We start from the raw sequence: 21,893 nt of genomic DNA, 5'->3' as shown, positions 1-21,893 counted from the left end.
TCACCGCCCCATCACTTGGTCGGTGTCACGCGGTTCTTCACGGACTTCGATGCCCCGCGACGGCCGGTACAGCACGAAGACCGGCTTGCCGGCGACGACCTCGGGGTCGACGCGGCGCGGCTGCGCGCGCACCCCTGGTGGCCGCGGCGCTTCCGGCGCGGAGTACCCGTTGAAGTCGGCTTCGGGCGAGCGCAGGTCGGATGGCACGACGACGGGCTCGGGCTCGTCGTTCCAGCGCCGGTCGGCCACCGGCGACGTGTCGACGCGGCGGCTTTCCTCACCCCGCACGGTCGGCCGGCCACCGGCGCCGACGACGACGTACTCGCCGGGGTCACCGCCGGCCGGGTTGTACTGGCCGTACACCGGAGAACCCGGGCGGCCACCCGAGGGCAGGGCACCGGCCGAGCCACCGCCGATGGCCCCCGGCCACGCACCGGACCACGCCGCGGCCGGCCGGGACGCGCTGGTGCCGTTGTTGTCGAGCCGCTGGGCGTTGGCGAAGATCGTCGCCTCGGGCCGGAACCGCCCCCCACCGACGGTCGCCCCCATCGGCCCGCGCTGCTCGCCGTCGACGACGTCGTCGGTCTCGCGCACGTTCTGCCAGAACGCGTCCTGCGGCGTCGGGCCATTGTTGTTGCGCCGGAACCGGGAGAAGATCCCACCACTCGGCGACGGCACGGCGGCGCCGACCATGCTGACGGACATCTCGACCATCTGCCAGAGGCGCCGCACGGGGCGGCCGACCATGAACAGCAACACGGTGATCAGCCCGGCGAGCACCATCTGGGTGAGCATGTTGAGCGAATTCCCGGCACCGAAGATCGCTTGGAGCAGCAGCATGTGCACGCCGGCGAGCACCGAGAGCACGATCAGGTTGAACGCCACTCCCCCGGCGACCTTGAGCACGCGGGGGAGAACCTGCGGCTGGAGCAGTGCGATCAAGCCGATCAACGGGGCGGTCAAGGCGAACAGCCGGATCAGCACCTGCGCGAGCAGGATGGATGCCTTGGCCAGCAACTGGAACAGCGAATACACGAGCGCCTGGCCGAGCGAAAGGAACCCGGCACCGGTGCGGCCACCGGCCTCGCCGGTGAAGTACCCCGTGGCGGGGCCGAGCTTCGTGGAGATGTCCTTGTAAGCGGCCTTCTTCGCGTCCACGAGGCCGGCGTCGCCGTCGCCACCCTTCTGGATCTGGTCCCAGGTGAAGGCACGCGCGTCCAGCAACGGGGCACCGAACTGCTGCGCCTGTGGTGCCGTCGCGGAGCCGAACTCGCCACGCAGCCAGTTCTCGTAGACGATCTGGCAGTGCAGGTCGGTCGGCAGGATGTCCCAGGTCGGCCGGCCGGCCGTGGTTCCCTTGTTCTGGCAGGAGATCTGGCCCTGCGCCGGATCTTGCGGCGGCGGCGCCGTCGGCGGCCCGGCGTCGACGAAACCGGCCTGGATGTTGGTCGTGGTCTGCACGATCGCGTTGTCGATCGGGTCGAGGTACCGCAACAGGGCCAACGAAGAAGCGGCGAGCCAGACCGCGGCGAGCCCGTAGAGGGCGCGTTTGCTCACGGCCGCGAGATCGCCACGCCAGATGTTGCGGAACATCATGATCGACATGATCAAGGCGACCAGGCCGAACAGCTGGGCGTAGATGTTGTTGTAGATCTTATCCGCCCCCGCCTTGACGGCGTTGTAGAGCGGGCTGAGCAGACTGCCCTGCAGGACCGTGTAGTGCAGCGAGTTGGTCGCCCCGACGATGTTCTTGCCGAGGCTGAACAGCTGGTTGCCGGCCCAGGTGTCGATCGCCGAGTTCGGCGAGCCGATCCCCGACAGCGGGCCGCAGTCGGTTTCGAACGTGTCCCAGACCATGCCGGCGTAGCCGTACGCCCGATACGGGCTGAAACCCTCACCGTGGACGCCGTCCGGCGGGTCCAGGGCACCGACCATGCCCGCGCCCGGGCGTTCCGGGTTCGGCGCTTCACCACACGCGGCCGCGCTGGCTGCCGGGGCCGTGGCGATCGCCTGCAGGCCCAGGACCAGCATGACGGCGAACATCGTCGCCTTGCGGCTCGGGGTGCGGCGGCCCGGGCGGCGCGGGCCTTCCTTGATCCGCCGCTTCAGCGCGTTCCATCCGGCTGCCAACGTCAGCAGCACCGCCAGCGTCAGCAGGGTGCTCATGCGGCGTCCCGGCCGGTGCCGCCCTTCCCGCCCGTGCGGGCGTGTTGCTGCCCGCCGTGTCCGTTGCCGTTCGCGGGCTGCTGGACGTCGCCCTGGACTTCGCCCGTCTCCGAGGCCAGTGGGTCCGGTGCGCCCAGCAGGTTCTCGTCGGCCAAGCCGACCTCCAGCTCCGCCGCCAGCTCGAAGTCCTGCTCCAGCTCGATGTCGTCTTCCGGTGGGGCCGCCACGAACGGCTTCTTCTCCTCCGTATGAGGCAGGGCCAGTTCCGTGCCCGGGCGGCGGGGCTTCTCCGCGTCCTTCGAGCCCGGCGTCGTGTCCATCACCCGGCGCAGGTGGTCCAGGTGCGGGCCGGAGAAGTCGACGCGGATGCGCTCCACGCCGCCCGCGCCGTCGCCGAAGATGAACTGGCGGGGCTCGATGTCCCGCTCCAGGCCGCGCTGCTGCGCGCCCGGACGGCGGCCCAGTGCCGCGACGACCTGCTCGTAGCCGACGCCCACCGGGACCTTCAGCAGCCGCAGCGCGTCCGCCTGGGCGTCGTCGTCGTCCAGGCGCCCGACGAACACCGAGTCCAGCAGGGTCACGAAACCCTGGATCTTCAGGAAGTCCGCCGGGATCTGCGACGACAGCAGCACGCGGACGTTCCACTTGCGCGAGTCACGCGCGAAGCGGTTCATCAGCACGCGCCCGGTCGGCACCTCCGACAGGAAGAACGCCTCGTCGATCCAGACGCCCTTGCGCATCTCCTTCGGCTTCTCGTAGACCGACCGCTGGGTCAGCCACGCCGCCAGGTTCAGCATCTCGACGCCGAGGGACTCCGCGTCCGTCCAGTACTCGCGCGGGACGCCGTCCTTCGGCAGGGTCAGCCCGGCCATGGTCAGCACCGTCAGCCGGTCGTCACGGGTCTCGGCGTACGGGTCGGCGTCGGTCTCCGGGATGAGCAGCGCCATCCGCTCGCGCATCTCGTCGAGGAAGTCCGCGACGACGCCCGCGTGCTCGTGGTGCTCGCTCGAGTCCCGCCGCAGGGCGTCGATCACCTGGCCCGGGTCGGCGTCGAACCGGCCACCGACGGTGCGGACCGCGCGCAGCAGCACGATCCGGGTCTGCGCCATCCGCGACACCTCGTACGGCAGGACGCCGGTGAGGACGTCCAGCACGAGACGCCGTCGCGTCGCGCCCGCGAGGGCCTTCTCGCGGCGCCAGGAGCGCTCGGGGTCGTCTTCGTCCATGAAGTGCTCGATCAGCGGCTCGGCGACCACCCGGTACGGGTTGAGGATGCCGGGCTGGGCGTTGAGCAGGTTGATCGGCCGGGCGTAGGGCCGCAGTTCCGGCAGGTCGCACAGCCGCGACAGCGGGCCGGACGGGTCCAGCAGCGTCCAGCTCGCCCCGGCGCGCAGCGTCTTGTAGACGATGCCGCCGCCGAGGAACGACTTGCCGGCACCCAGGCCGGCGACCATCGCGGTCAGGCCCGAGCCGTCGCGGATCTCCTGGGCCATCCACGGGTCCCAGGCCACCGGGCGCCGGGTCGCCGTGCAGGTCTCGCCGAGCAGGATGCCGCGCCGGTCGCCGACCTCCGCGGTCGCCGTCGGCACCGCGGACGCGCCCCAGACGACCGAGCCGCGGCGCATGTAGGCCGCCGAGGCCAGCGGCTCGCCCGGGATGAACTCCCGCGCCAGCGCGTACTGGGCCTCCGGGTGCTCGATGGCGATCTTCGGCTTGTACAGGTCGAGCAGCTGCTGGGCCAGGCGCAGCGCGTCCCGCTCGGTCGGGCCGGACACCGCCAGCCGCCACCAGCTGCGCACGCGGGTGGCGAGCGCGGTGAAGCCCGACGTCATCTCGTCGTCGATCTCCAGCACCCGCCCGGCCTGGCGCGACAGCGACTGCGGCGGCTCCAGCTCGTGCTCGTCGGTGTAGTGCTTGACCTGGGAGCGCACCTTGTTCATCTGGCGCGCCAGCTCGCCCGCGACCTCTTCGGGGCGCCGGACGTAGATCCGCGCGGACACCTCGACGGCGGCGGGCAGCCGGTCGGCGTGCTGGATCCACGGGTCGTCGACCTCGGGGATCTGCAGGCCGTGCATCTGGCCCACCGTCAAGATCGCCAGGTGGCGTGAGACGCCGGCGTTGGAGCCGGTGCGGCCGCGGACGGTCACGGTCGGCGCGTACGGGTCGGCGTAGTAGTCGGCGGCGTCGGTGAAGCTGGCCAGGTCCTCGGGCTCCCAGGCCGCGCCCGGCACGGCCGGCATGTTCCGCGGCGCGGGCAGGCCGAGCGAGCACGAGCGGTGCATCAGCCAGGACATCTCCTCGGCGTGCACCGGCCGGCCTTCCAGCCCGGCGCTGCCGATGACCTGGTCGAGGTGCTCGACCTCGGAGTCCAGCGCGGTCAGCTCGGCGTCGACGGCCTCGGGCAGGATCTTGCGCAGCACCGGCGCGGCCCGCTCGACCGCGCGGTCGACCATCCGGCGGGTCTGCACCTGGACGCCCAGGTAGACCTCTTTTTCGGCCATCGAGCGGCCCATCAGCTGCTGCTGCTCGCCGATCAGGTAGTCGTCGAACGACAGCGCGCCCGGGACGTCGTTGGGGCGGCCGTGCGCGTTGTAGACGTGCGCCTCGGCCCACATCCGGATCGGGTACGGCCGGTTCGTGACGCGCAGGTGCAGCCAGCGGCCCTGCAGCTCGGCGTACTGGCCGGCGATGGCCGCGACGAGGTCGCGGCGCTGCGAGTCGGAGCGGAACGACCAGCGCTGCGGCGCCAGCCGGTACCAGGCGTAGACCTCGTACCCGCTGCGGACCAGGTGACCGTCGATGCTGCGCACCGCGATCGACGGGGTGTACGCCGGAATCGCCTGCTCACCGGGCAGGCGACGGCCCTTGGTGCTGCTGCCGCCCGAACCGTTCCGCGCCGCGCGGACCTGCTCGGGCGGTTGCCACGCGCCCGAGTGTGCGTCCCGACCTTTACCTCGGCTACCGCCGCGACCGAACAACGACTACCTCCCGGCCCGGGCCGCACCGCGGCGGCTCGGGCGCGCTCGTGGGGTTCCTCTGACAGACACCGCGGCGCGTAGCGCTTCCGTTGAGGCGGTGGTGGGGGCATGGGTGGCCACGGCACCCGGCTGCGGGCCGTGGTGCCGGTACTGCCGTCTCCGGCGGTGCTTCGGCAACGGGCGCTCGGCCCGCACCCGGACGCGGCTGGCGCTGACGGCGCCGCCCGTGCCCGTGGTCGCCTGCCGCGGCGTGTTGAGCTCGCGCCCGGCCATCGAGACCACGGTGCCGAGCGGCCGCTCGTGGCTGATCTTGGCCGTCAGCAGCCGGGTCACCACGATGGTGGCGATGAACGCCCACGCCGTCGAGAAGAACCCGAAGCTCCACCCGGCCCAGCGCTCGACGCCGAGGACCACGAAGAACACCGGGATGCCGATGAGCCACGCGACGTAGCGGGCCCGCCAGGGAAAAGTCGCTTTCGGGGGGCCGAGCCAGACGGCGTCGACCCGGTAGACCTCGTCATCAGTCCTGATGCGCACGCGGGCCCCTGCCTCAGCCGGTGAACAGGCCGGCGATCCACTGGCCGACGTTGACGCCGGCGCCGCTGACCGCGAGTCCGATGATCGCCAGCGCGATGACCACGCCGGCGAGCCTGCGCATCACGCCGGCGTTGTCGCCCTTGCCGCCACCCAGCCACAGGAGCAGGAGCGCGACGGACAGCAGCACCAGGGGGATGACGTTGTCGAGCAGCCACTGGCGCACGTTTCCGGTGCCCAGCTCGCCTGCGGCCAGCGTGTCGAGGGTGGTCAAGGTCATCATCGCGTTACTCCCGGTGCGCGGTGGGGGCCGCGCGGTTCTGGCTCAAGCAGTGCTTCGAACAACATCATGGCGGCTACGAGGGGTAGCGGTCAAAGCGCGCTGAGTAGGTACCGGCTCGCTGCTCAACCGGGACGGCGCGCTTGTTACCCGAAATCTCCACGCCCACCATCATCGCGGCAAGGGTCCTCCGGTCAAAGCCCGGCCGCCCATCGTTTTTGTCGCAGTGCCGAACTCACTCTCTTGGCAGAGAATCGCTCACTTTGCGTGCCCGGCTTGTGACCGTCGCCGGGCCCGAAACAGTGTGACACGACCCGAACGGCGGGCTTGCAGGAGTCCACACTGTGACGCCGAGTGGACCGGTCCGCCGAGATCCCGATCTTGGCGGCCGCGAACGTCCGTCACTAGGTGTTCAAGACCTCACACAAGTTTCACTACATAGCGTGATCTTGCTCCATTCAGACGCTTCGCCGGCCGGCGAACACGCCCTCCGGGAAGGCGCCCGCCTCGACGGCCTGGCGGCTGAGGGCGCGGCACAGGAGTTCGAGCCGGGCCGTCTTCTCCGGCCCCAGGTGGTCCCACGGCCCGGTCGCGGCGGCCTCGGTGGCGACCTCGACCCGGTCGCGCAGCGCGACGCCCGTCTCGGTGAGCGCGCCCTCGGCGTCGAGGATCCCGCGGCCGGCCAGCCCGGCTTCGGCGGCCGCCCACTGCTCGTCGCTCCAGCCCCGGGTGAGCTTGGCGACCTCGGGCACGAATCCGTCGCCGGTGGCGACGTGCGTGACCAGCGCTTCGATGTTGCCGAGGCCGTTGAGCACGAGCGCGGCGATGTGGCCGTCGCCGCGGTACTCGCGCAGCAGCGTGATGGCGTGCCAGAGGGCGAGGTGCGGCTGGCCGGGCCATGCCAGCGCCGCGTGCGCGGCGTAGAGGGGCCGGCCTTCGGCGGTGCAGCCGGCCGAGGCCTCCCGGGCGAGTTCGGCCGCCTCGGCCACCTCTTCGCTCTTGAGGGTGTCGTCACCGAGGAGGCGGGTCAGCACCTTGTCGACGCCGTCGAGGCGGGCTTCGAGGACCTGTTCGGGCGTGGCCAGCGTCCAGGCCCGCGGGATCACCCGCGCGACGACCTCGGGGTTGAAGTTGTAGAAGGTGGCCGCGACGACCTCGGCGCCGACGGGTCCCATGGCGGCGGAGCGGCCGGCGAAGTAGGGCATCCGCCCCGGTCGCAGCCCGATCCCGGTGAGAGCGGCGTCGACCTCGGGCGCGAAGTACGTCAGCGCGTGCAAGGAGTCGAAAGCCGACTTGAACTGCTTCTCGTTTCCCGCCATGCGGGCACCCTACCCCCGGGTAACCAGTTGGCACGAGCCTCCGCGGCACCCGGTCGTGAGTGTTCAGGGCGGTTAGAACCGCCCTAACCACTCACGACGGGGTGCGGACGAGCTGGCGTGTAAGCCGGATCCTGTTCCCCGGTCGCCTTACGGCTCGCGGGGCGGCGGTCATCCATCTCGGCCTGCCGTCGCCGGCAGGCTCCAGCGGCCTACCCGCAGACTCGGACGGGCCGTCCTCGATCGCCTGCGCAGGAGCCGAAGCTCCCTCTTGGCCTTGCTCCGGGTGGGGTTTACCTAGCCGTCCCGGTCACCCGGGACGCTGGTGGTCTCTTACACCACCGTTTCACCCTTACCCCTGGTCCGAGAACCGGGGCGGTCTGTTTTCTGTGGCACTTTCCCGCGGGTCACCCCGGGTTGCCGTTAGCAACCACCCAGCCCTGTGGAGTCCGGACTTTCCTCGAGCCGGGTCACCCCGGCCCGCGACCGCCCTGCCAGCTCGTCCGCGCCGGGAATCGTACCCGGGCGCGCTCACCACCCCGCGACGGCGCCGCTGTGGTCGCGGTCGCCGCCGTGGCGCGGGCGGACGATCTCGGGCGCGGGCTCTCCGCCGGGTGAACGCCGCCGGCGCGCCAGCTCGGCCGTCCAGTGCAGGACGGCGGCGGGGCTGTCGAGACCGATCAGCCCGACGAGCGCGCCGTCCCGGACGAAGCCGGTGATCGGGCGGGTGCCGGGCGCCGGGGACTCCAGCAGCACCGTGTCGGTGCCGAGCATGGGCCGGCCGGCGACCTGGATGCGGACGCCGTGCTGTTCGGACCAGTAACGCGGTACCGGCGTGTACGCCGGTGAGCCCTGCGGCCCGGCGAGCAGGTTCGCGGCGGCCGCGCGGCTCATCTCGACCGCGTTGAGCCAGTGTTCGTCGCGCCGCGGCACCGGGTCGAAGCGCAGGTTCGGCCAGCGGGCGACGTCGCCGGCCGCGACGATCGTCTGCGAGCCGACGACGTGGCAGGTCGGCCCGCAGACGACGCCGTCGTCGAGCGGGAGCTTGGCGCCGCGCAGCCACGACACCGCCGGCACGCTGCCGACGGCGACCACGACGCAGGCGACGTCGAGGGCGCGCCCGTCGGTGAACTCGATCCCCACCGACGCCGCGGTGGGCCGCCACCGCCGGACCGCGGTGCCGAGCTCGAGGCGGACGCCGCGGGCGGTGTGCAGCGCCGTGAGCCACTCGCCGATGTCGGGCCCGAGGACGTCGGCCAGCAGGGCCCGCGCGCGGCCGATGAGGACGACGTCGCGGCCCATCTCCCGGAGGCTGGACGCGACTTCGCAGCCGATGAAGCCGTCGCCGACGACGGCGACCGGGCCGGGACCGGTGGCCAGCGCGCGCTTCAGGGCGATCGTGTCGGCCAGCGTCCGGACGACGACGACCCGCTGGTGGCCGTGCGGGGCGCCCGGCATCCGGCGGGGTTCGACGCCGGTGGCGATGATCAACCCGTCGTAGCGCAGTTCCTCGCCGCCGAGGTGGACGACCTGGCGGTTCGGCGACAGGCCCGTGACGGTGGTGGCGAAGCGCCACTCGGCGTCCACTTCGAGCGGGTCGGCCAGGAGCGTGTCGGCGCGGCTGACCGCGCCGGTGAGCAGGTGCTTGGACAGCGCCGGGCGGTGGTAGGCGATGTCGGGCTCGGCGCCGATGACGACGACCTCGCCGTCGAACCCGAGTTCGCGCACCCGCTCCGCGGCACGCAGGCCGGCGAGGCCGGCTCCGGCGATGACGATCCGTTCGCTCATCGGATGGCTCCCACCAGGTGGATGGCTCGCATGGGACAGGCACGTGCGGCGGCCCGGACGTGGCTTGTCAGCCGGGCCTCCGGCCGTTTCTCGTACTCCAGCCGGCCGTCGTGGCCGAGCCGGAAGACCTGGGGCGCCTCGGACTGGCAGACGCCGTAGGAGTGGCAGAGGTGGCTGTCGACGTCGACGCGCAAAGTGGCCGCGTCCGGGACCGGCGCGATCAGCCCGGCGCGGACGAGCGCCGCCGCGGGCAGCACGCGCAGCGCCGACAGCACGACCGGCGGGACCAGCAGCGTGATCCCGGCGAGCCAGACGGTGGCGAGGTGGCCGCTCCAGACCGCGCCGAGCCAGGCGTGCGCGGCGAGCAGGCCGATCGCCGGGTAGCCGAGCTGGTGGAAGCGGAGCCAGCGGCCTTCGCGGGCACCGCGGCGCAACCCGGCCGTGACCGAGACCGCGACGACCAGTTCGAACCCGACGATGCCCAGCGCGTGCCGGGTGGTGCCGTCGTAGAACGGGAGGAGCAGGTCGGCGACGCCGAACACGTCGTCGTCCAAGAACAGGAACGTCAGACCGTGCAGAGTGCCGGTGGCGAGGGTGAACGCGGCGAGCACGACGTGCCCGGTGCGCAGCGCGTCCTGCCCGCTGAACCGGCGGACCCAGCCCGCGGCGGCCAGGACGCCCCAGCACAGGGTGAGGCACGTGCAGAGGTAGGTGAGGCGGCCGGACAGCGCGGCGGCCTCGGCGATCCCGGCGTCGTGCGGCGACGGCACGGTGTTCAGCGCGGCTGACAAGGACATGGAGCGGCTTACCTCCGGGTGCGCGGCGGGGTCGTGGCGGGGGTTCCGAGCAGGCGGAGCAGGCCGAACGTGGCGACGGCGGCGAAGGCGACGAGGACCGAGCCGAGCGCGATGTCACCGCCGTCGAGCGTGTCGTCCTCGGTGGCCGAGACGAGCAGGGACGTCGTCTCGGCGAGGCCGGTGCTCTCCAGCAGCGTCAGGTGTCCGAGCGCCGTGTCGACGGCGGTCTGGGCGAACGCGCGGACGTCGTCGTCGCGGGTGCCCGCGCGGACGTCGGAGGCCAGTGCGAAGAGATCGCCGTACTCGGCGCGGAGCCGGTTGACGTAGGCGCGGTCGAACTCGGCACCCGAAGCCGCGGCGATCTCGGCCGCCCAGGCGCGTTCCTGGTCCGTCGGCTCGGTGGGCAGCGTGATGGCGATCCGGTCGGCGGCCGCGCGCAGGGCGACGTCGAGGCGGGCCTGGTCGTCGGCGATGCGGGCGGCGACATCGCGCACGCGGCGGTTGGTGCCGCGCTCGGCCGCCAGCCGGCCGGCTGGCACGGCCCACAGGGTGTGCTGCTTCAGCCGCGTCAGCAGGGTGCGGTCGGTCTGCTGCAGCTCCCCGGCGGCGGCCGGGAGAACGGCGCCGAGCAGCAGCGCGGCGGTGGCCGCGAACAGAGCTGCGAATCGGAGCGGCATTCCGTGTCCCCTCGTGGAGTGGTCCTTACCGGGAGCTACGCGTGAAAGGTGCGGCACGGTTCTCGTTGTCACCTTTTAGTGACTGTGACGTGCATCACAAGACAGTTTTTGAACCGGCCATGGGTACACACCGTGGCGACCGAGAGCCGAATAGCCGGAGAAACTGATGCATATGGCCTATCAAGTATTTCTGCGCTACGCTCTGCTGGCCCTTACGGTCCGCCAGTCAGGTGAGGTTGCGAGCTTTATGGAAGCACCGGGCAGAACAGGTATCGGCCACACCGGCCCCTCCTCGTCCGCCGCCGCGGCCGTCCTCGCGGCGGACCCGGTCGACGACCTGGTCCCGTTGCTGTACAAGAACTTCCGCGCCACGCTGTTCAGCCAGGTGTTGTCCCTCACCAACTACGACCGGCAGTGGACCGAGGACGTGGTGCAGGAGACCATGATCCGCGCCTGGCAGCACTCCGACACCCTCGAGCGCGAGCCCGGCATGCTGCGGGGCTGGCTGCTCACGGTGGCCCGCCGGATCGTCATCGACGGCTGGCGGAATCGCCGGGTACGCCCGCAGGAGGTCGCTCTGGAGATCCCCGACAACGCCGAGTCAGCCGACCGCACCGACAGTTCGTTAGCCGCACTAACCATTTCCCGCGCATTGACGGAACTGGACGAGAAATACCAGTCCGTCATCTCGGAGACGTACCTCGCCGGAAATACCGTTCGCCAGGCCGCGACCATTCTCGGAATTCCGGAGGGAACCGTGAAATCGCGGTTGTACACGGCGATGCGGCAATTGCGTAAGGCGCTCGGGGAAGTGACGGTGCGATGAGGGTGGGGAAAGAGGTGCACCGGGACGCCGCGGCCTACGGGCTCGGCGTCCTCGACGATCCGGGGGAATTCGAAACGCACCTGAGCGGGTGTGCCCGCTGCCGGGTCCGCGTCGCCGAGTTCCGCTCGGTGACCGGCGCTCTCGCGCGGGCGGCCGAGCTCGGCTACCTGCCCCCGGGCGACGGGACGGCCCCGCGCCGGAAGTCGTGCCGGTTCGGCGGCCGGCGACCCGGCTCGGCGACCGGCACGCTCCTGCTGCTGGCCCTGGGCGTCGGCGTGACGGCCCTGTGCGCGACGGGCGCGGCCTTCGGGAAGGACGGGTTCGCAACCGCTGCGTCCATCGTCTCCCCTGCTCGGTTCGTCGCCGGCACCGGCGCCCACCTGCGGGTTCTCCCGAGTTCGGCCGGTTACCGGTAGTCTGCCCGAACCCAACATGAAAGTCCTTACGGTGGATACCGAAGTAAATCCCGAGAACCCCGTCAGCGGGGCTTCGGTACCGAAGCGTCCCGCTCCGCGGCTCCCCGGCCGCGAGCCCGAGCTCAGCCGCTTGACCAGGCTCTTCCCGGTCGCGCTGGGCGGCACGGCGGCGAGCGCGGTACTGGCCGGCGAGTTCGGCATGGGCAAGAGCGCCACCCTGCGCGCCGCCGCGGCGCTGGCTGCGGACTCGGGCTTCACCGTCGCGATCGCCACCGGGTCGCGGCTCGAGAGCCACCTGCCCGGCGGGGTGGCCCGGCAGCTGGCCGAAGCCCTGGAGAACGTCACCGCCGACCCGGCCTCACCGCGGCCGCGCCTGCCGCACGCCGCCGAGCAGTGCGGCCCGGCCGGCGAGAGCGAGGCGCTCGAACGCTTCTTCCACCTCGTCCGCGACGCGACCGAGCACGGTCCGCTGTTCCTCGGCATCGACAACGTCCACCTGTCCGACGCCTGGTCGATGCGGTGCCTCGCCTACATCCGGCACCGCGTGCTCGACCTGCCGGTGCTGATCATCCTCACCGCCCTGATCGGGCACCCGCCCCACCGCGAGGTGGCCCTGCTGGAGATGGCGGGCTGCACGCCGGCCACGATCACACTCAACGGCCTCGGCGACGCGGCCGCCGCCGAGATCCTGGGCCTCGCCCCCGGCGAACTGGCGTCCACCTGCCGCGAAGCCACCGGCGGCAACCCGTACCTGCTGCACGCGCTGCGGCCGCGGCTGCTGCCCGGCGCGGACCCGCACGCGCTCGGCTCGTCGCTGATCGGCCAGGTCCTCCACACCCGGATGCACGAGTTCCCGCACGCCCCCGCGATCCTGCACGCGGCCGCGATCGCCGGCGAGGACGCGAGCTTCGACCTGCTGGCCCAGCTCGCCGGCGTCGATGAGCTGGACGCGCTGCCGGCGATCGACACCATGGTCCGGCTGCACGTGCTCGACAACAGCAGCCGGCCGATGCTGTCCTACTCCTTCGTCCGCAACTCCGTGCTCAAGGACATGCCGCAGACGACGCGGGCGGTCAACCACGCGCGGGCGGCGAAGCTGCTGGCGGAGACCGGCGCGCCGATCGAGCGCGTCGCCGCGCACCTGCTCGAGGCCACCGCGATCCGGATCCCCTGGGGGGTCGACGTGCTGCGGCTGAGCGCGCGCAACGCCCTGTCCGCGGGCGACGCCGAGCTGGCCTCGCGGCACCTGCGGCGCGCGCTCGACGAGCGGCTCAGCTCCGGGCGGCGGGTGGCCGTGCTGCTGCAGCTGGCGCACGCCGAGTTCCAGGTCGACCCGCCCGCGGCCGCGGTGCGGGTGCGCGAGGCCGTCGACAACATCGGCCGCCGCGAGACCGCCGCGTTCATCGCCAACGCCATGCTGCTCTCGCTGTGCGGCGGCCAGGACGCCCGGCTCGCGATCAGCGCGGCCGGGCAGATCGCGGCGCGGCTCGACGCCGGGGGCCCGGACGCCGTCGGGCCGCTGCTGAGCATGACCTACCTCGCCGAAGCCGGCAGCCGCCTCGGGCCGCCGCCGGAGTTCCGCGACTTCGAGGAGCAGTGGGCGCCGCTGACCGACCCGGCCGCGCGCCGGAGCCGCTCGGCCCTGCTGGCGCTCGACACCGTCCGCAGCGGCGAGTCCGCGCAGGACGCCATCGCACACTTCGCCGACGCCTTGGCAGGCGACAGCGACGGAGATTTGTTCGAACAGCACTACTTCTTCACGCTGGCCACCGCGGTGCTCGCGGACGAGCCCGCCCACGTCGACCGGCTGTGCCGCATCCTCGACGTCGAGCGCGAGCCGTGGGACGTGCACGTGCCGCAGGGCGCGCTGCCGACCCTGGCCCGCGGGATCGCGCTGCAGGCCGGCGGCGACCTGCAGCGGGCGAGCGTCCACTTCGAGTCGCTGCTGCGGCGGTTCGACGAGCGCGGCGCGACGACGACGTGCCCGGTCGGCGTGCTGTGCGCGGCCAAGCTGGTCGAGTGCTGGGTCGACCTGGGCCGGTTCGAGGCGGCGACGTCGCTGCTGGACCGGATGGACTTCGTCGCCAGCCAGGGCCTGTTCACCCACACCTACCTCCTCTACGCGCGCGGCCGCCTGCGCGTCGCCACCGGCTACACCCGCTTCGGCTTCGAAGACCTGCTCAGCTGCGGCCGGCGGCTCGCGCACCACGGCATGCGGTTCCCCGGGTTCGTGCCGTGGCGCGCGCACGCGGCCCGCGCGGCGCTCGCGCTCGGCCAGGGCGAGGACGCGGCCCGGCTGGCCGAAGAGGACCTGTCCGCGGCGACCCGCTGGGGTGCGGCGCGCCCGCTCGGCACCGCGCTCACGACGCTCGGGCTCGTCCGCGAGGACGACGAAGCCGAGCGGTCCCTGACCAAGGCGATCACGGCGCTGAGCGCGTCGCCGGCCCGCCTGCAGCTGGCGACGGCGCTGACCGAGCTCGGCTCGCTGCAGTCGCGCCACGGTCAGTCCGAAAAGGCCATCGAGACGCTGCGGCAGGCCGTCGAGCTGAGCGAGCACTGCGGCGCGCGTCCTCTCGCGCGGCGCGCGGCGGAGGAGCTGCGCTCGTCGCGGCGCGCGTTGACCCCGGCGAAGGACAACGAGCACGGCTTGACGCGCCAGGAAAGCCGCATCGCCGTGATGGCCGCGCAGGGCCTGACCAACCGCGAGATCGCGACGGCGTTGCACCTGACGCGGCGCACGGTCGAGCTGCACCTGTCGGGCGCGTACCGCAAGCTCGGCATCCCGGGACGAGCGGAACTCGGTGGCGCACTGGCGAAGTCCCACCGCGGCGGGTGAAGTCCCACCGCGTGGACGCGCGTTGACCGCCCCTGACGTCGTTGCTCTACTCGGGCCATGTCTTCGCCCGAGGAACCTCTGAAATTCGCCTACTGGGTCCCGAACGTGAGCGGCGGGCTCGTCACGAGCGACATCGAGCAGCGCACGGACTGGGGCTACGAGTACAACCGCGAACTGGCGGTGCTCGCCGAGAACAACGGGTTCGAGTACGCCCTCTCCCAGGTCCGCTACACGGCGAGCTACGGCGCGGCCTACCAGCACGAGTCGACCGGGTTCAGCCTGGCGCTGCTGCTCGCCACCGAGCGGCTGAAGGTGATCGCGGCCGTGCACCCGGGCCTGTGGCACCCCGGCGTGCTGGCGAAGTTCATCGCGAGCGCCGACGTCATCTCCGGCGGCCGCGCGGCCGTGAACGTCGTCAGCGGCTGGTTCAAGGACGAGTTCACCGGCCTGGGCGAAGCGTGGCTCGAGCACGACGAGCGCTACCGGCGGTCGGAGGAGTTCATCCGCGTGCTGCGGGAGCTCTGGACCAGCGACCACGCCGAGTTCCGCGGCGACTTCTACCGGATCCACGACTTCGACATCAAGCCGAAGCCGGTCGTCTCGCCGCACCCGGAGATCTTCCAGGGCGGCAACTCCACGGCGGCGCGCAAGCTCGCCGGGCGCGTCTCGGACTGGTACTTCAGCAACGGCAAGGACTTCGACGGCTTCAGCGAGCAGGTCGCGGAGGTGAACGGGTACGCGGCGGAGAACGACCACACCGTCCGATTCGGACTGAACGGCTTCCTCATCGCCCGCGAGACCGAGAGCGAGGCGAAGGCCGTGCTGCGCGAGATCGTCGACAAGGCCAACCGCCCCGCCGTCGAGGGCTTCCGCAACGCCGTCAAGCAGGCCGGGAAGTCCACTTCGGACACCAAGGGCATGTGGGCTGACTCGGAGTTCGAAGACCTCGTGCAGTACAACGACGGCTTCCGCACCCGGCTGATCGGCACGCCGGAGCAGATCGCCGACCGCGCCATCGAGTACAAGCGGCGCGGGGCGAACCTGCTGCTGCTCGGGTTCCTGCACTACCTGGAGGACGTCGAGCACTTCGGCGAGCACGTGCTGCCGGTGATCCGGGAGAAGGAACGCGACCTCGCCCGCGGCGCCGCGACCCCGGAGCCGCTCGGCGTCTGACCTCCGCGTGTGGCGGCGCCCCCCGTCTTCCACGTTACCCGAGGGCACCGACAGAATCGGCGGCCGACGTCGTCGGTTAGCGTGAGCCGGTGAACTTCTGGGCGGGTGCCGCGAGCCTGGTGCTCCTGATCGGGGTGCTGGTCTTCGCGATCGTCCGGCCGCGCGGCTGGCCGGAGGCGGTCGCCGCGGTGCCGGCGGCGGGGCTGGCGCTCCTGTTCGGACTGGTGCGCCCGGCCGCGGCCGGGCACCGGGCCGTCGAGATCCTGCCGACGCTCGGCTTCCTCGCCGCGATCCTCCTGCTGTCCTTTTTGGCCAGTGTGGACGGCGTGTTCGACTGGCTCGGCAACCGCCTCGCCGAGGCGTGCCACGGCCGCCCCCGGCGGCTGCTGGTCCTGACGTTCGCCGCGGCGGCCGGCGTGACGGCGGTCCTCAGCCTCGACGCCACCGTCGTCCTGCTCACGCCGGTGGTGCTCGCGACGGCGTCGAGCCTGAAGATGCCCGCGCGGCCGCACGCCTACGCCTGCGTGCACCTGGCGAACTCGGCGTCGACGCTGCTGCCGGTGTCCAACCTGACCAACCTGCTCGCCTTCGCCGCGTCCGGGCTGACGTTCGCCGGCTTCACGGCGTTGATGGCGCTGCCGTGGCTGGTGACGATCGGCATCGAACTGCTCGTCTTCCTGCGGTTCTTCGCCACGGACCTGAAGCCGCAGGAGACGGCGGAGCCGCGGCAGCACCTGGAGACGCCGACGTTCGCGCTGGTCGTCCTGGCGCTGACGCTGGTCGGCTTCGGGCTGGGCCCGCTGGGCCACGTCGAGCCGGTCTGGATCGCGACGGCCGCGGCGCTGGTCCTCGGCGTGCGCGCGCTGGCGCGGGGCAAGATCAAGCCGTGGCAGCTGATCAGCGAGGCGGCGCCGCAGCTGTGCCTGTTCGTGCTGGGCCTGGCCGTGGTGGTCGAAGCGGTGTCGGAACACCTGCTGGGCGGCCTGCTCCGCGACGTGCTGCCGACGTCGACGGGCCTGGTGGACCTCCTGCTGGTGGCCGGTGTCGCGGCGCTGCTGGCCAACCTGGTCAACAACCTCCCGGCGACGCTGATCCTGCTGTCGGTCCTGGGCACGCACCCGGCGCCGGGTGTGCTGCTGGCGGTGCTGCTGGGCGTCAACATCGGCCCGAACGCGAGCTACCTGGGCTCCCTGGCCACGCTGCTGTGGCGCCGAGCCCTCCCGGCCCACCCGTCGGCCAAGACGTTCCACACGCTGGGAGCCCTGACGACCCCGCTGTGCCTGGCCGCGGCCACGGTGGCCCTGTGGCTTGGCCTCACCGTCGCGACGTAACCCGTCACCCGCGTGATCGCGGCCGGATCTCACGTGACTGAGGCCGGAACTCGCGAGTTCCGGCCTCGATCACGCTGGTCACGGGCCCGATCACGCGAGTGACGGGCCGGGTCACGCGGGTTACGGGTTCGGGACCGTCAGGGTCTGGCCCGGCTTCATCGTCGCGCCGCAGTCGTCGAGCGGGCCGCCGAAGCGGTCGGCCGCCACGGCCGGGATCGTCACCTTCGCGTAGTCCTGGGCCGCCTTCAGCTTGGCCGGGTCCGTGACCGCGTCCTTGCGGACCCAGTCGCCGTTGCGCAGGCCCTCGATCGGCGACGAGTAGACCAGCACGTAGTCGCGGTCCAGGCGCGGGTCCAGTGCGATGCCGTTGCCCGCGGCCCACGGGCCCCACGAGTGGATGAACGTCGGCTTGACCGTGTCGAACACGTAGTTGCGCAGGCCCGCGAGGTCGTTGTCGTGGACCAGGTCGGCGATCGGCTTGTTGACCAGGCCGGCCATGTCCACCAGCTCGAGCCGGCTGGTCATCGACGAGCCGCCGAGGTCCGGCAGCAGCAGCGACGCCTTCTGGATGCCCAGGATGTCCGCGTACGTGTTGAAGCCGCGACCGAAGCGGTCCGCGACCAGGCACGCCGTGATGTTCGGGTTCTTCGCGAACTTGTCCGCGGCCTGGGCGAACCCGACGGCCGACGGGACGAACGCGCCCACCAGGACCACGACGATCCCGATCCGCAGCAGCGCCCGGCGGTGCTTCAGCAGCTCACCCGCCGACAGCGTCCCGGCGATGACCGCCAGCGGCCAGATCGGGCTGGCGAACCGGTGCTGGTACATCCAGTCGGCGACCATCACTCCGTACGCGACGATCCCCAGCCCCAGCGGCACCAGCAACGCGGTCAGCGAACGCCGCCACGGCGCCTTGACCAGCGCGAACACGATCACGAGCAGCAGCAGGACGACGCCCGCCCAGCCCGCGTAGCCGGCCAGCTCGAAGGGCCGCTTCACGGCGTCGATCCCCGGCAGGCCCTGCTGCTTCGCGACCGACGGGTTGGCCAGCAGCCTGCCGAACTCGGCGTGCCGCCAGACGACGTACGCGCCGAACGGGACGGCGAACGCGGCCACCGACAGCAGCGCGAGCCGGAAGCTCTTCCAGAACAGGCCCGGCCGCAGCAGGAACAGCGCGGCCAGCGGGTACGCGCCCGCGTAGATCAGGCCTTCCGGCCGGGTCAGCGCGGCGAACGCGACCATGACGCCGGCCCACAGCGCGACCTTCGGGGTCAGCAGCTTGTCCCGCTTCACCGAGACGAACAGCGTCACGCCCAGCGTGACGACGACGAAGGCGAACAGCGAGTTCTCCAGGCCGGACACGACCCAGATGACGAACGACGGGATCGTCGCCAGCGTCAGGCCGACGACCAGGGTGGCCAGCCACGCGAAGCGCGTGAAGATCTGCTTCGCGGCGATGTAGCAGGCGGTCAGGATGCCGCCGGTGAACAGCAGGCCCAGCAGCTTCGGGAACAGCACGTAGTCGGGCAGGCCGAAGAGCAGGCCGCGGTCGAAGAGGCCGACGAGCTTGCCGACGCCGAGCAGCACCATCCACGTCGGGTCCGAGAAGCCCTCGACCGGCGGCGCGCCCGGCTGCAGCACCGGGCCGAGGCCGTCGGCGAAGCTGCGGGCGTAGGAGAAGGTGATGGCGGCGTCGTCGACGATCCAGTGGCCGTAGCGGGTGGCGTGCGCCGCGACGGCGGCCACCCCGGCGAGCACGGCCAGTACCGGCGCCAGGCGCGCGCCCCAGCCCCGCGTCGTGGTGGTGGCCACGGGGTCGTCGGGGACGTCGCTCTGGGAAGTCTCGGTGAGTGCGCTAGCCGTCATGTCCTCGTCACTGTTCCGCCCGCAGGCCTCTGCCGGTGGGTTACGCACGAGCCGGCGCCCCATGAATGGACCCGAGGCCGGGTCCACCGCCGCGGCGCCGCGGTCGAGCCACTGTAGCCAATACCCCATCGGGGGTCGGCCACGCGTCGCCGTTGAGCGTGATCCACCCCACAGTTGCCCCGGTCAGCTCAGGTGCGACGTGTCGTTCACCAGCCGGACCGACGCGTTGCCGTCCGGGTAGAACTCGACGATCGACAGCGACGCCAGGTCCAGGTGCAGCCGGAACAGCAGCGACGGCCCGGCGTCCAGGCCCATCCGCAGCAGCGTCTTGATCGGCGTCACGTGGCTGACCAGCACCAGCGTCCGGCCGCCGTGCTCGGCGATCAGCTCGTCGCGGGCCTTGCGGACGCGCTGGTGGACGACGTCGAAGCTCTCGCCGCCGGGCGGCGGGACCGAGCTGTCGCCGATCCAGGAGCGGTGCAGCTCCGGGTCGCGGTCGGCGGACTCGGCGAACGTGAGCCCCTCCCACTCGCCGAAGTCGGTCTCGATGAGGCCGGGGTGGGTCTCGACGCGGCCGCCGAGCGCGTCGGCGACGGCCTGCGCGGTCTGCTTCGTGCGCGTGAGCGGCGAGGAGATGATCGGAACGGACTCGCCGTCGACGATCAGGCCCTCGGTCGCGGCCAGCCGCTTCGCCGCCGCGGCCGCCTGCGCGCGGCCGAGCTCGGTGAGCGGGACGTCGCCGCGGCCGGAGTAACGCCGCAACGCCGACATCTCCGTCTGGCCGTGGCGCAGCAGGAGCAGCCGGGTCGGGGTGCCGCGGGCGCCGGTCCAGGCGACGACGGCGCGGTCCGGCTTCCGGGTCGGCAGCTTCGGCGTGGCCGGGGCGGGCTTGCCGGCGGCCGGCTTCCCGGTGGCCGCGTCCATCGCCTCGTTGGCCAGCCTGTCCGCGTGCGAGTTCTGCGCGCGCGGGATCCACTCGTAGCGGACGCGCGTGAAGCCGGCGGCGATCTCCTTGGCCTGCGCGGCGAGCGGCTGCATGTCCGGGTGCTTGATCTTCCAGCGCCCGGACATCTGCTCCACCACGAGCTTCGAGTCCATCCGAACGTCCACAGTGGACGCTCCGAGCTCGGCCGCGGCGGCCAGCCCGGCGATCAGGCCGCGGTACTCGGCGACGTTGTTGGTGACGACGCCGAGGCCTTCCTTGCGCTCGGCGAGAACCTCGTCGGTCGCGGCGTCCTTGACCACCGCGCCGTAGCCGGCGGGCCCCGGGTTGCCCCGGGATCCGCCGTCGGCCTCGATGACCACGTGCTCGGTCACAGGCCGGACTCCACGGTCCTGACCAGGATCGCGCCGCAGTTCTCGCACTGCACGACGTCGTCCTCGGGGCCGCCCTTGATCTCGTTGACGGTGTTGCGGTCCAGCTCGAGCTGGCAGGCGCCGCACCGGCGGGCGCGCAGCAGCGCGGCGCCGATCCCCTTGTGCTCGCGGACGCGCTCGTACAACTTCAGCAGCGGCTCCGGGAAGCGCGGCAGCAGCTTCGCGCGGTCTTCGTCACGGCGGGCGCGGGTGGTGTCGAGGTCCTTGAACGCCTCGTCACGGCGGATGATCGCGGCGGCGACCTCGGACTCGGCCTTGTCGACCTCGGCGCCGGTGCGCTGCGCGTCCAGGCCCAGCGCCTCGCGCTGCTCCATCAGCTCCAGGAGGTCGTCTTCCAGCGCGCTCTGCCGGCGCTGCAGGGTCTGCAGCTCGTGCTCGATGTCGGTCATCTGCTTGGAGTTCACGGATCCGGACGCCAGGAGCTTGCGGTCGCGGTCCTCGCGGGCGCGCACCGACTCGATCTCCTTCTCCTGCCGGGCCACCTCCCGGTCGAGGTCGGACGCGGCGGTCTCCGTGGACACGAGCGCGTCGCGGCGATCCCGGACGGTCTTCTCCCCGGCGTCGATCTCGGCCAGCTCGGGAAGGGTGCGGCGACGGTGCGCGGTGCGCGAGAGCTCGGCGTCCACCTTGGCGAGCTCGAGCAACTGGCGCTGCACGGCGGGTTCGGCCTTCACGGTGCTCCTCTTAATTCGATGTGCGCTCGGCGCGGACGTTCCACGGGTCGGTGCACCGCGTGGAGACGCAGATGTCGACGTTACCCGCAAACGCTCGCGCCACGACCGCCGAGGCTTGCCTGCACCAGGGCCATTCGCTGGCCCAGTGGGTCAGCCCGACCAGCGCGGGCACCGGGCCCGGGCTCGCCAGGTGCTCACCCGCGGGGTGATGCCGCAGGTCGGCGGTGACGTAGGCGTCGACCCCGGCTTCGGTGGCCAGCGCGAGGTAGGAGTCCCCGGCCCCGCCGGAGACGGCGACGGTGCGGATCGGCCGGTCCTCGTCGCCCGCGCCGAGCACGCCGGGGACGGTCGCGGGCAGCGCGTCCGCGACGCGCTGGACGAAGACGCCGAAGGGTTCCGGCTCCGGCAGTTCGCCGATGCGGCCGAGGCCCGTGACGCCGTCCGGCTTCGGGTCGAGGGGCCGCAGGACGCGGAGGCCGATCGCTTCGGCGAGCGCGTCGGAGACGCCGGGGTCGGCGGAGTCGGCGTTGGTGTGCGCGCAGTAGAGCGCGATCCCGGCGCGGATCATCCGGTGCACGAGCGCGCCCTTCGCCGTGTCGGCGGGGACGCCGTGCACGCCGCGCAGCAGCAGCGGGTGGTGCGCGACGATCAGCTGCGCGCCGAGCTCGGCGGCTTCGTCGAGGGTGTCGGCGCCGGGGTCGACGCAGAAGAGCACGCGCGTCACGGACTCGGCCGGGTCACCGCAGACGAGGCCGACGGCGTCCCACGACTCGGCGAGCGCCGGTGGGTACGCCTGCTCCAGCACGGTGATGACTTCGGAAAGGGCGGGCATCCGGGGATCTTCGCATGTAGCGTTTC

Annotated in this window: 17 protein-coding genes and 1 other RNA gene; 5 read left to right on the top strand and 13 right to left on the bottom strand. The window is 72.1% G+C overall.

The features are described from left to right. From OHS58_RS43430 to OHS58_RS43390, 9 genes are all read right to left on the bottom strand, one after another. Entirely contained in the window at positions 1-2,166 is a 2,166-nt protein-coding gene (locus tag OHS58_RS43430; protein ID WP_326946401.1) for a magnesium transporter, read from the bottom strand. Beyond that, the gene (locus OHS58_RS43425) at positions 2,163-5,144 is read right to left on the bottom strand and encodes an ATP-binding protein (protein WP_247061184.1); all 2,982 of its coding nucleotides are present in this window, start codon (positions 5,142-5,144) and stop codon (positions 2,163-2,165) included. Before OHS58_RS43425 ends, OHS58_RS43430 begins: the two co-directional genes overlap by 4 nt. A 3-nt stretch (positions 5,145-5,147) precedes the next feature. Continuing rightward, the gene (locus OHS58_RS43420) at positions 5,148-5,681 is read right to left on the bottom strand and encodes a hypothetical protein (protein ID WP_247061183.1); all 534 of its coding nucleotides are present in this window, start codon (positions 5,679-5,681) and stop codon (positions 5,148-5,150) included. Positions 5,682-5,694: 13 nt separating this feature from the next. Then, the gene (locus OHS58_RS43415) at positions 5,695-5,961 is read right to left on the bottom strand and encodes a hypothetical protein (protein WP_247061182.1); all 267 of its coding nucleotides are present in this window, start codon (positions 5,959-5,961) and stop codon (positions 5,695-5,697) included. A 455-nt stretch (positions 5,962-6,416) separates the two neighbouring features. Continuing rightward, a complete protein-coding gene (locus tag OHS58_RS43410) occupies positions 6,417-7,277 on the bottom strand; it encodes an SCO6745 family protein (RefSeq protein WP_328646146.1) in 861 nt (286 codons plus the stop codon). A gap of 104 nt (positions 7,278-7,381) precedes the next feature. Beyond that, positions 7,382-7,776, bottom strand: an RNA gene (gene rnpB, locus OHS58_RS43405) — RNase P RNA component class A. Between the two features lie 29 nt (positions 7,777-7,805). After that, entirely contained in the window at positions 7,806-9,062 is a 1,257-nt protein-coding gene (locus OHS58_RS43400; protein WP_326955788.1) for an NAD(P)/FAD-dependent oxidoreductase, read from the bottom strand. Then, positions 9,059-9,859, bottom strand: coding sequence for a ferredoxin (locus OHS58_RS43395; RefSeq protein ID WP_328646145.1), 801 nt, complete (start codon positions 9,857-9,859; stop codon positions 9,059-9,061). Before OHS58_RS43395 ends, OHS58_RS43400 begins: the two co-directional genes overlap by 4 nt. 8 nt (positions 9,860-9,867) lie before the next feature. Next, a complete protein-coding gene (locus OHS58_RS43390; RefSeq protein ID WP_328646144.1) occupies positions 9,868-10,536 on the bottom strand; it encodes a DUF4142 domain-containing protein in 669 nt (222 codons plus the stop codon). A gap of 247 nt (positions 10,537-10,783) precedes the next feature. Here OHS58_RS43390 and OHS58_RS43385 point away from each other — a divergent pair, with 247 nt between their 5' ends. The 5 genes from OHS58_RS43385 to OHS58_RS43365 all read left to right on the top strand — a co-directional run bounded on the left by OHS58_RS43385 (position 10,784) and on the right by OHS58_RS43365 (position 17,118). Beyond that, positions 10,784-11,362 (top strand): sigma-70 family RNA polymerase sigma factor, encoded by a 579-nt coding sequence (locus OHS58_RS43385; protein ID WP_326959880.1) that lies wholly within the window; start codon positions 10,784-10,786, stop codon positions 11,360-11,362. Further along, a complete protein-coding gene (locus OHS58_RS43380) occupies positions 11,359-11,778 on the top strand; it encodes a hypothetical protein (RefSeq protein ID WP_328646143.1) in 420 nt (139 codons plus the stop codon). Before OHS58_RS43385 ends, OHS58_RS43380 begins: the two co-directional genes overlap by 4 nt. Positions 11,779-11,809: 31 nt before the next feature. Then, a complete protein-coding gene (locus tag OHS58_RS43375; RefSeq protein WP_328646142.1) occupies positions 11,810-14,614 on the top strand; it encodes an AAA family ATPase in 2,805 nt (934 codons plus the stop codon). A gap of 57 nt (positions 14,615-14,671) precedes the next feature. Further along, on the top strand, positions 14,672-15,787 hold the full coding sequence (gene sfnG, locus OHS58_RS43370; RefSeq protein ID WP_328646141.1) for a dimethylsulfone monooxygenase SfnG: 1,116 nt from the start codon (positions 14,672-14,674) through the stop codon (positions 15,785-15,787). 89 nt (positions 15,788-15,876) lie between these two features. Continuing rightward, entirely contained in the window at positions 15,877-17,118 is a 1,242-nt protein-coding gene (locus OHS58_RS43365; protein ID WP_328646140.1) for an SLC13 family permease, read from the top strand. A gap of 120 nt (positions 17,119-17,238) precedes the next feature. Here the strand turns inward: OHS58_RS43365 and OHS58_RS43360 are convergent, their stop codons facing one another. From OHS58_RS43360 to OHS58_RS43345, 4 genes are all read right to left on the bottom strand, one after another. Continuing rightward, positions 17,239-18,984 (bottom strand): hypothetical protein, encoded by a 1,746-nt coding sequence (locus tag OHS58_RS43360; RefSeq protein WP_328646139.1) that lies wholly within the window; start codon positions 18,982-18,984, stop codon positions 17,239-17,241. A 183-nt stretch (positions 18,985-19,167) separates the two neighbouring features. Continuing rightward, on the bottom strand, positions 19,168-20,289 hold the full coding sequence (locus tag OHS58_RS43355; protein ID WP_442875576.1) for a bifunctional RNase H/acid phosphatase: 1,122 nt from the start codon (positions 20,287-20,289) through the stop codon (positions 19,168-19,170). Between the two features lie 8 nt (positions 20,290-20,297). Next, entirely contained in the window at positions 20,298-21,035 is a 738-nt protein-coding gene (locus OHS58_RS43350) for a zinc ribbon domain-containing protein (RefSeq protein WP_247061167.1), read from the bottom strand. A gap of 10 nt (positions 21,036-21,045) precedes the next feature. Beyond that, on the bottom strand, positions 21,046-21,867 hold the full coding sequence (locus OHS58_RS43345) for a Nif3-like dinuclear metal center hexameric protein (protein WP_247061166.1): 822 nt from the start codon (positions 21,865-21,867) through the stop codon (positions 21,046-21,048). Between the last annotated feature and the right edge of the window lie 26 nt (positions 21,868-21,893).

It is taken from the genome of Amycolatopsis sp. NBC_00348, assembly GCF_036114655.1.
Classification (GTDB): Bacteria; Actinomycetota; Actinomycetes; order Mycobacteriales; family Pseudonocardiaceae; genus Amycolatopsis.
The sequence above is the reverse complement of the archived record's forward strand: the minus strand, read 5'-3'. Positions and strand labels throughout refer to the sequence as shown.

Coding starts and splice junctions, on each gene's coding strand:
- OHS58_RS43430 (WP_326946401.1), bottom strand. CDS start 2,166: ATGAGCACCCTGCTGACGCTGGCGGTGCTGCTGACGTTGGCAGCCGGA.
- OHS58_RS43415 (WP_247061182.1), bottom strand. CDS start 5,961: ATGATGACCTTGACCACCCTCGACACGCTGGCCGCAGGCGAGCTGGGC.
- OHS58_RS43410 (WP_328646146.1), bottom strand. CDS start 7,277: ATGGCGGGAAACGAGAAGCAGTTCAAGTCGGCTTTCGACTCCTTGCAC.
- OHS58_RS43400 (WP_326955788.1), bottom strand. CDS start 9,062: ATGAGCGAACGGATCGTCATCGCCGGAGCCGGCCTCGCCGGCCTGCGT.
- OHS58_RS43395 (WP_328646145.1), bottom strand. CDS start 9,859: ATGTCCTTGTCAGCCGCGCTGAACACCGTGCCGTCGCCGCACGACGCC.
- OHS58_RS43390 (WP_328646144.1), bottom strand. CDS start 10,536: ATGCCGCTCCGATTCGCAGCTCTGTTCGCGGCCACCGCCGCGCTGCTG.
- OHS58_RS43385 (WP_326959880.1), top strand. CDS start 10,784: ATGGAAGCACCGGGCAGAACAGGTATCGGCCACACCGGCCCCTCCTCG.
- OHS58_RS43380 (WP_328646143.1), top strand. CDS start 11,359: ATGAGGGTGGGGAAAGAGGTGCACCGGGACGCCGCGGCCTACGGGCTC.
- sfnG (WP_328646141.1), top strand. CDS start 14,672: ATGTCTTCGCCCGAGGAACCTCTGAAATTCGCCTACTGGGTCCCGAAC.
- OHS58_RS43360 (WP_328646139.1), bottom strand. CDS start 18,984: ATGACGGCTAGCGCACTCACCGAGACTTCCCAGAGCGACGTCCCCGAC.
- OHS58_RS43345 (WP_247061166.1), bottom strand. CDS start 21,867: ATGCCCGCCCTTTCCGAAGTCATCACCGTGCTGGAGCAGGCGTACCCA.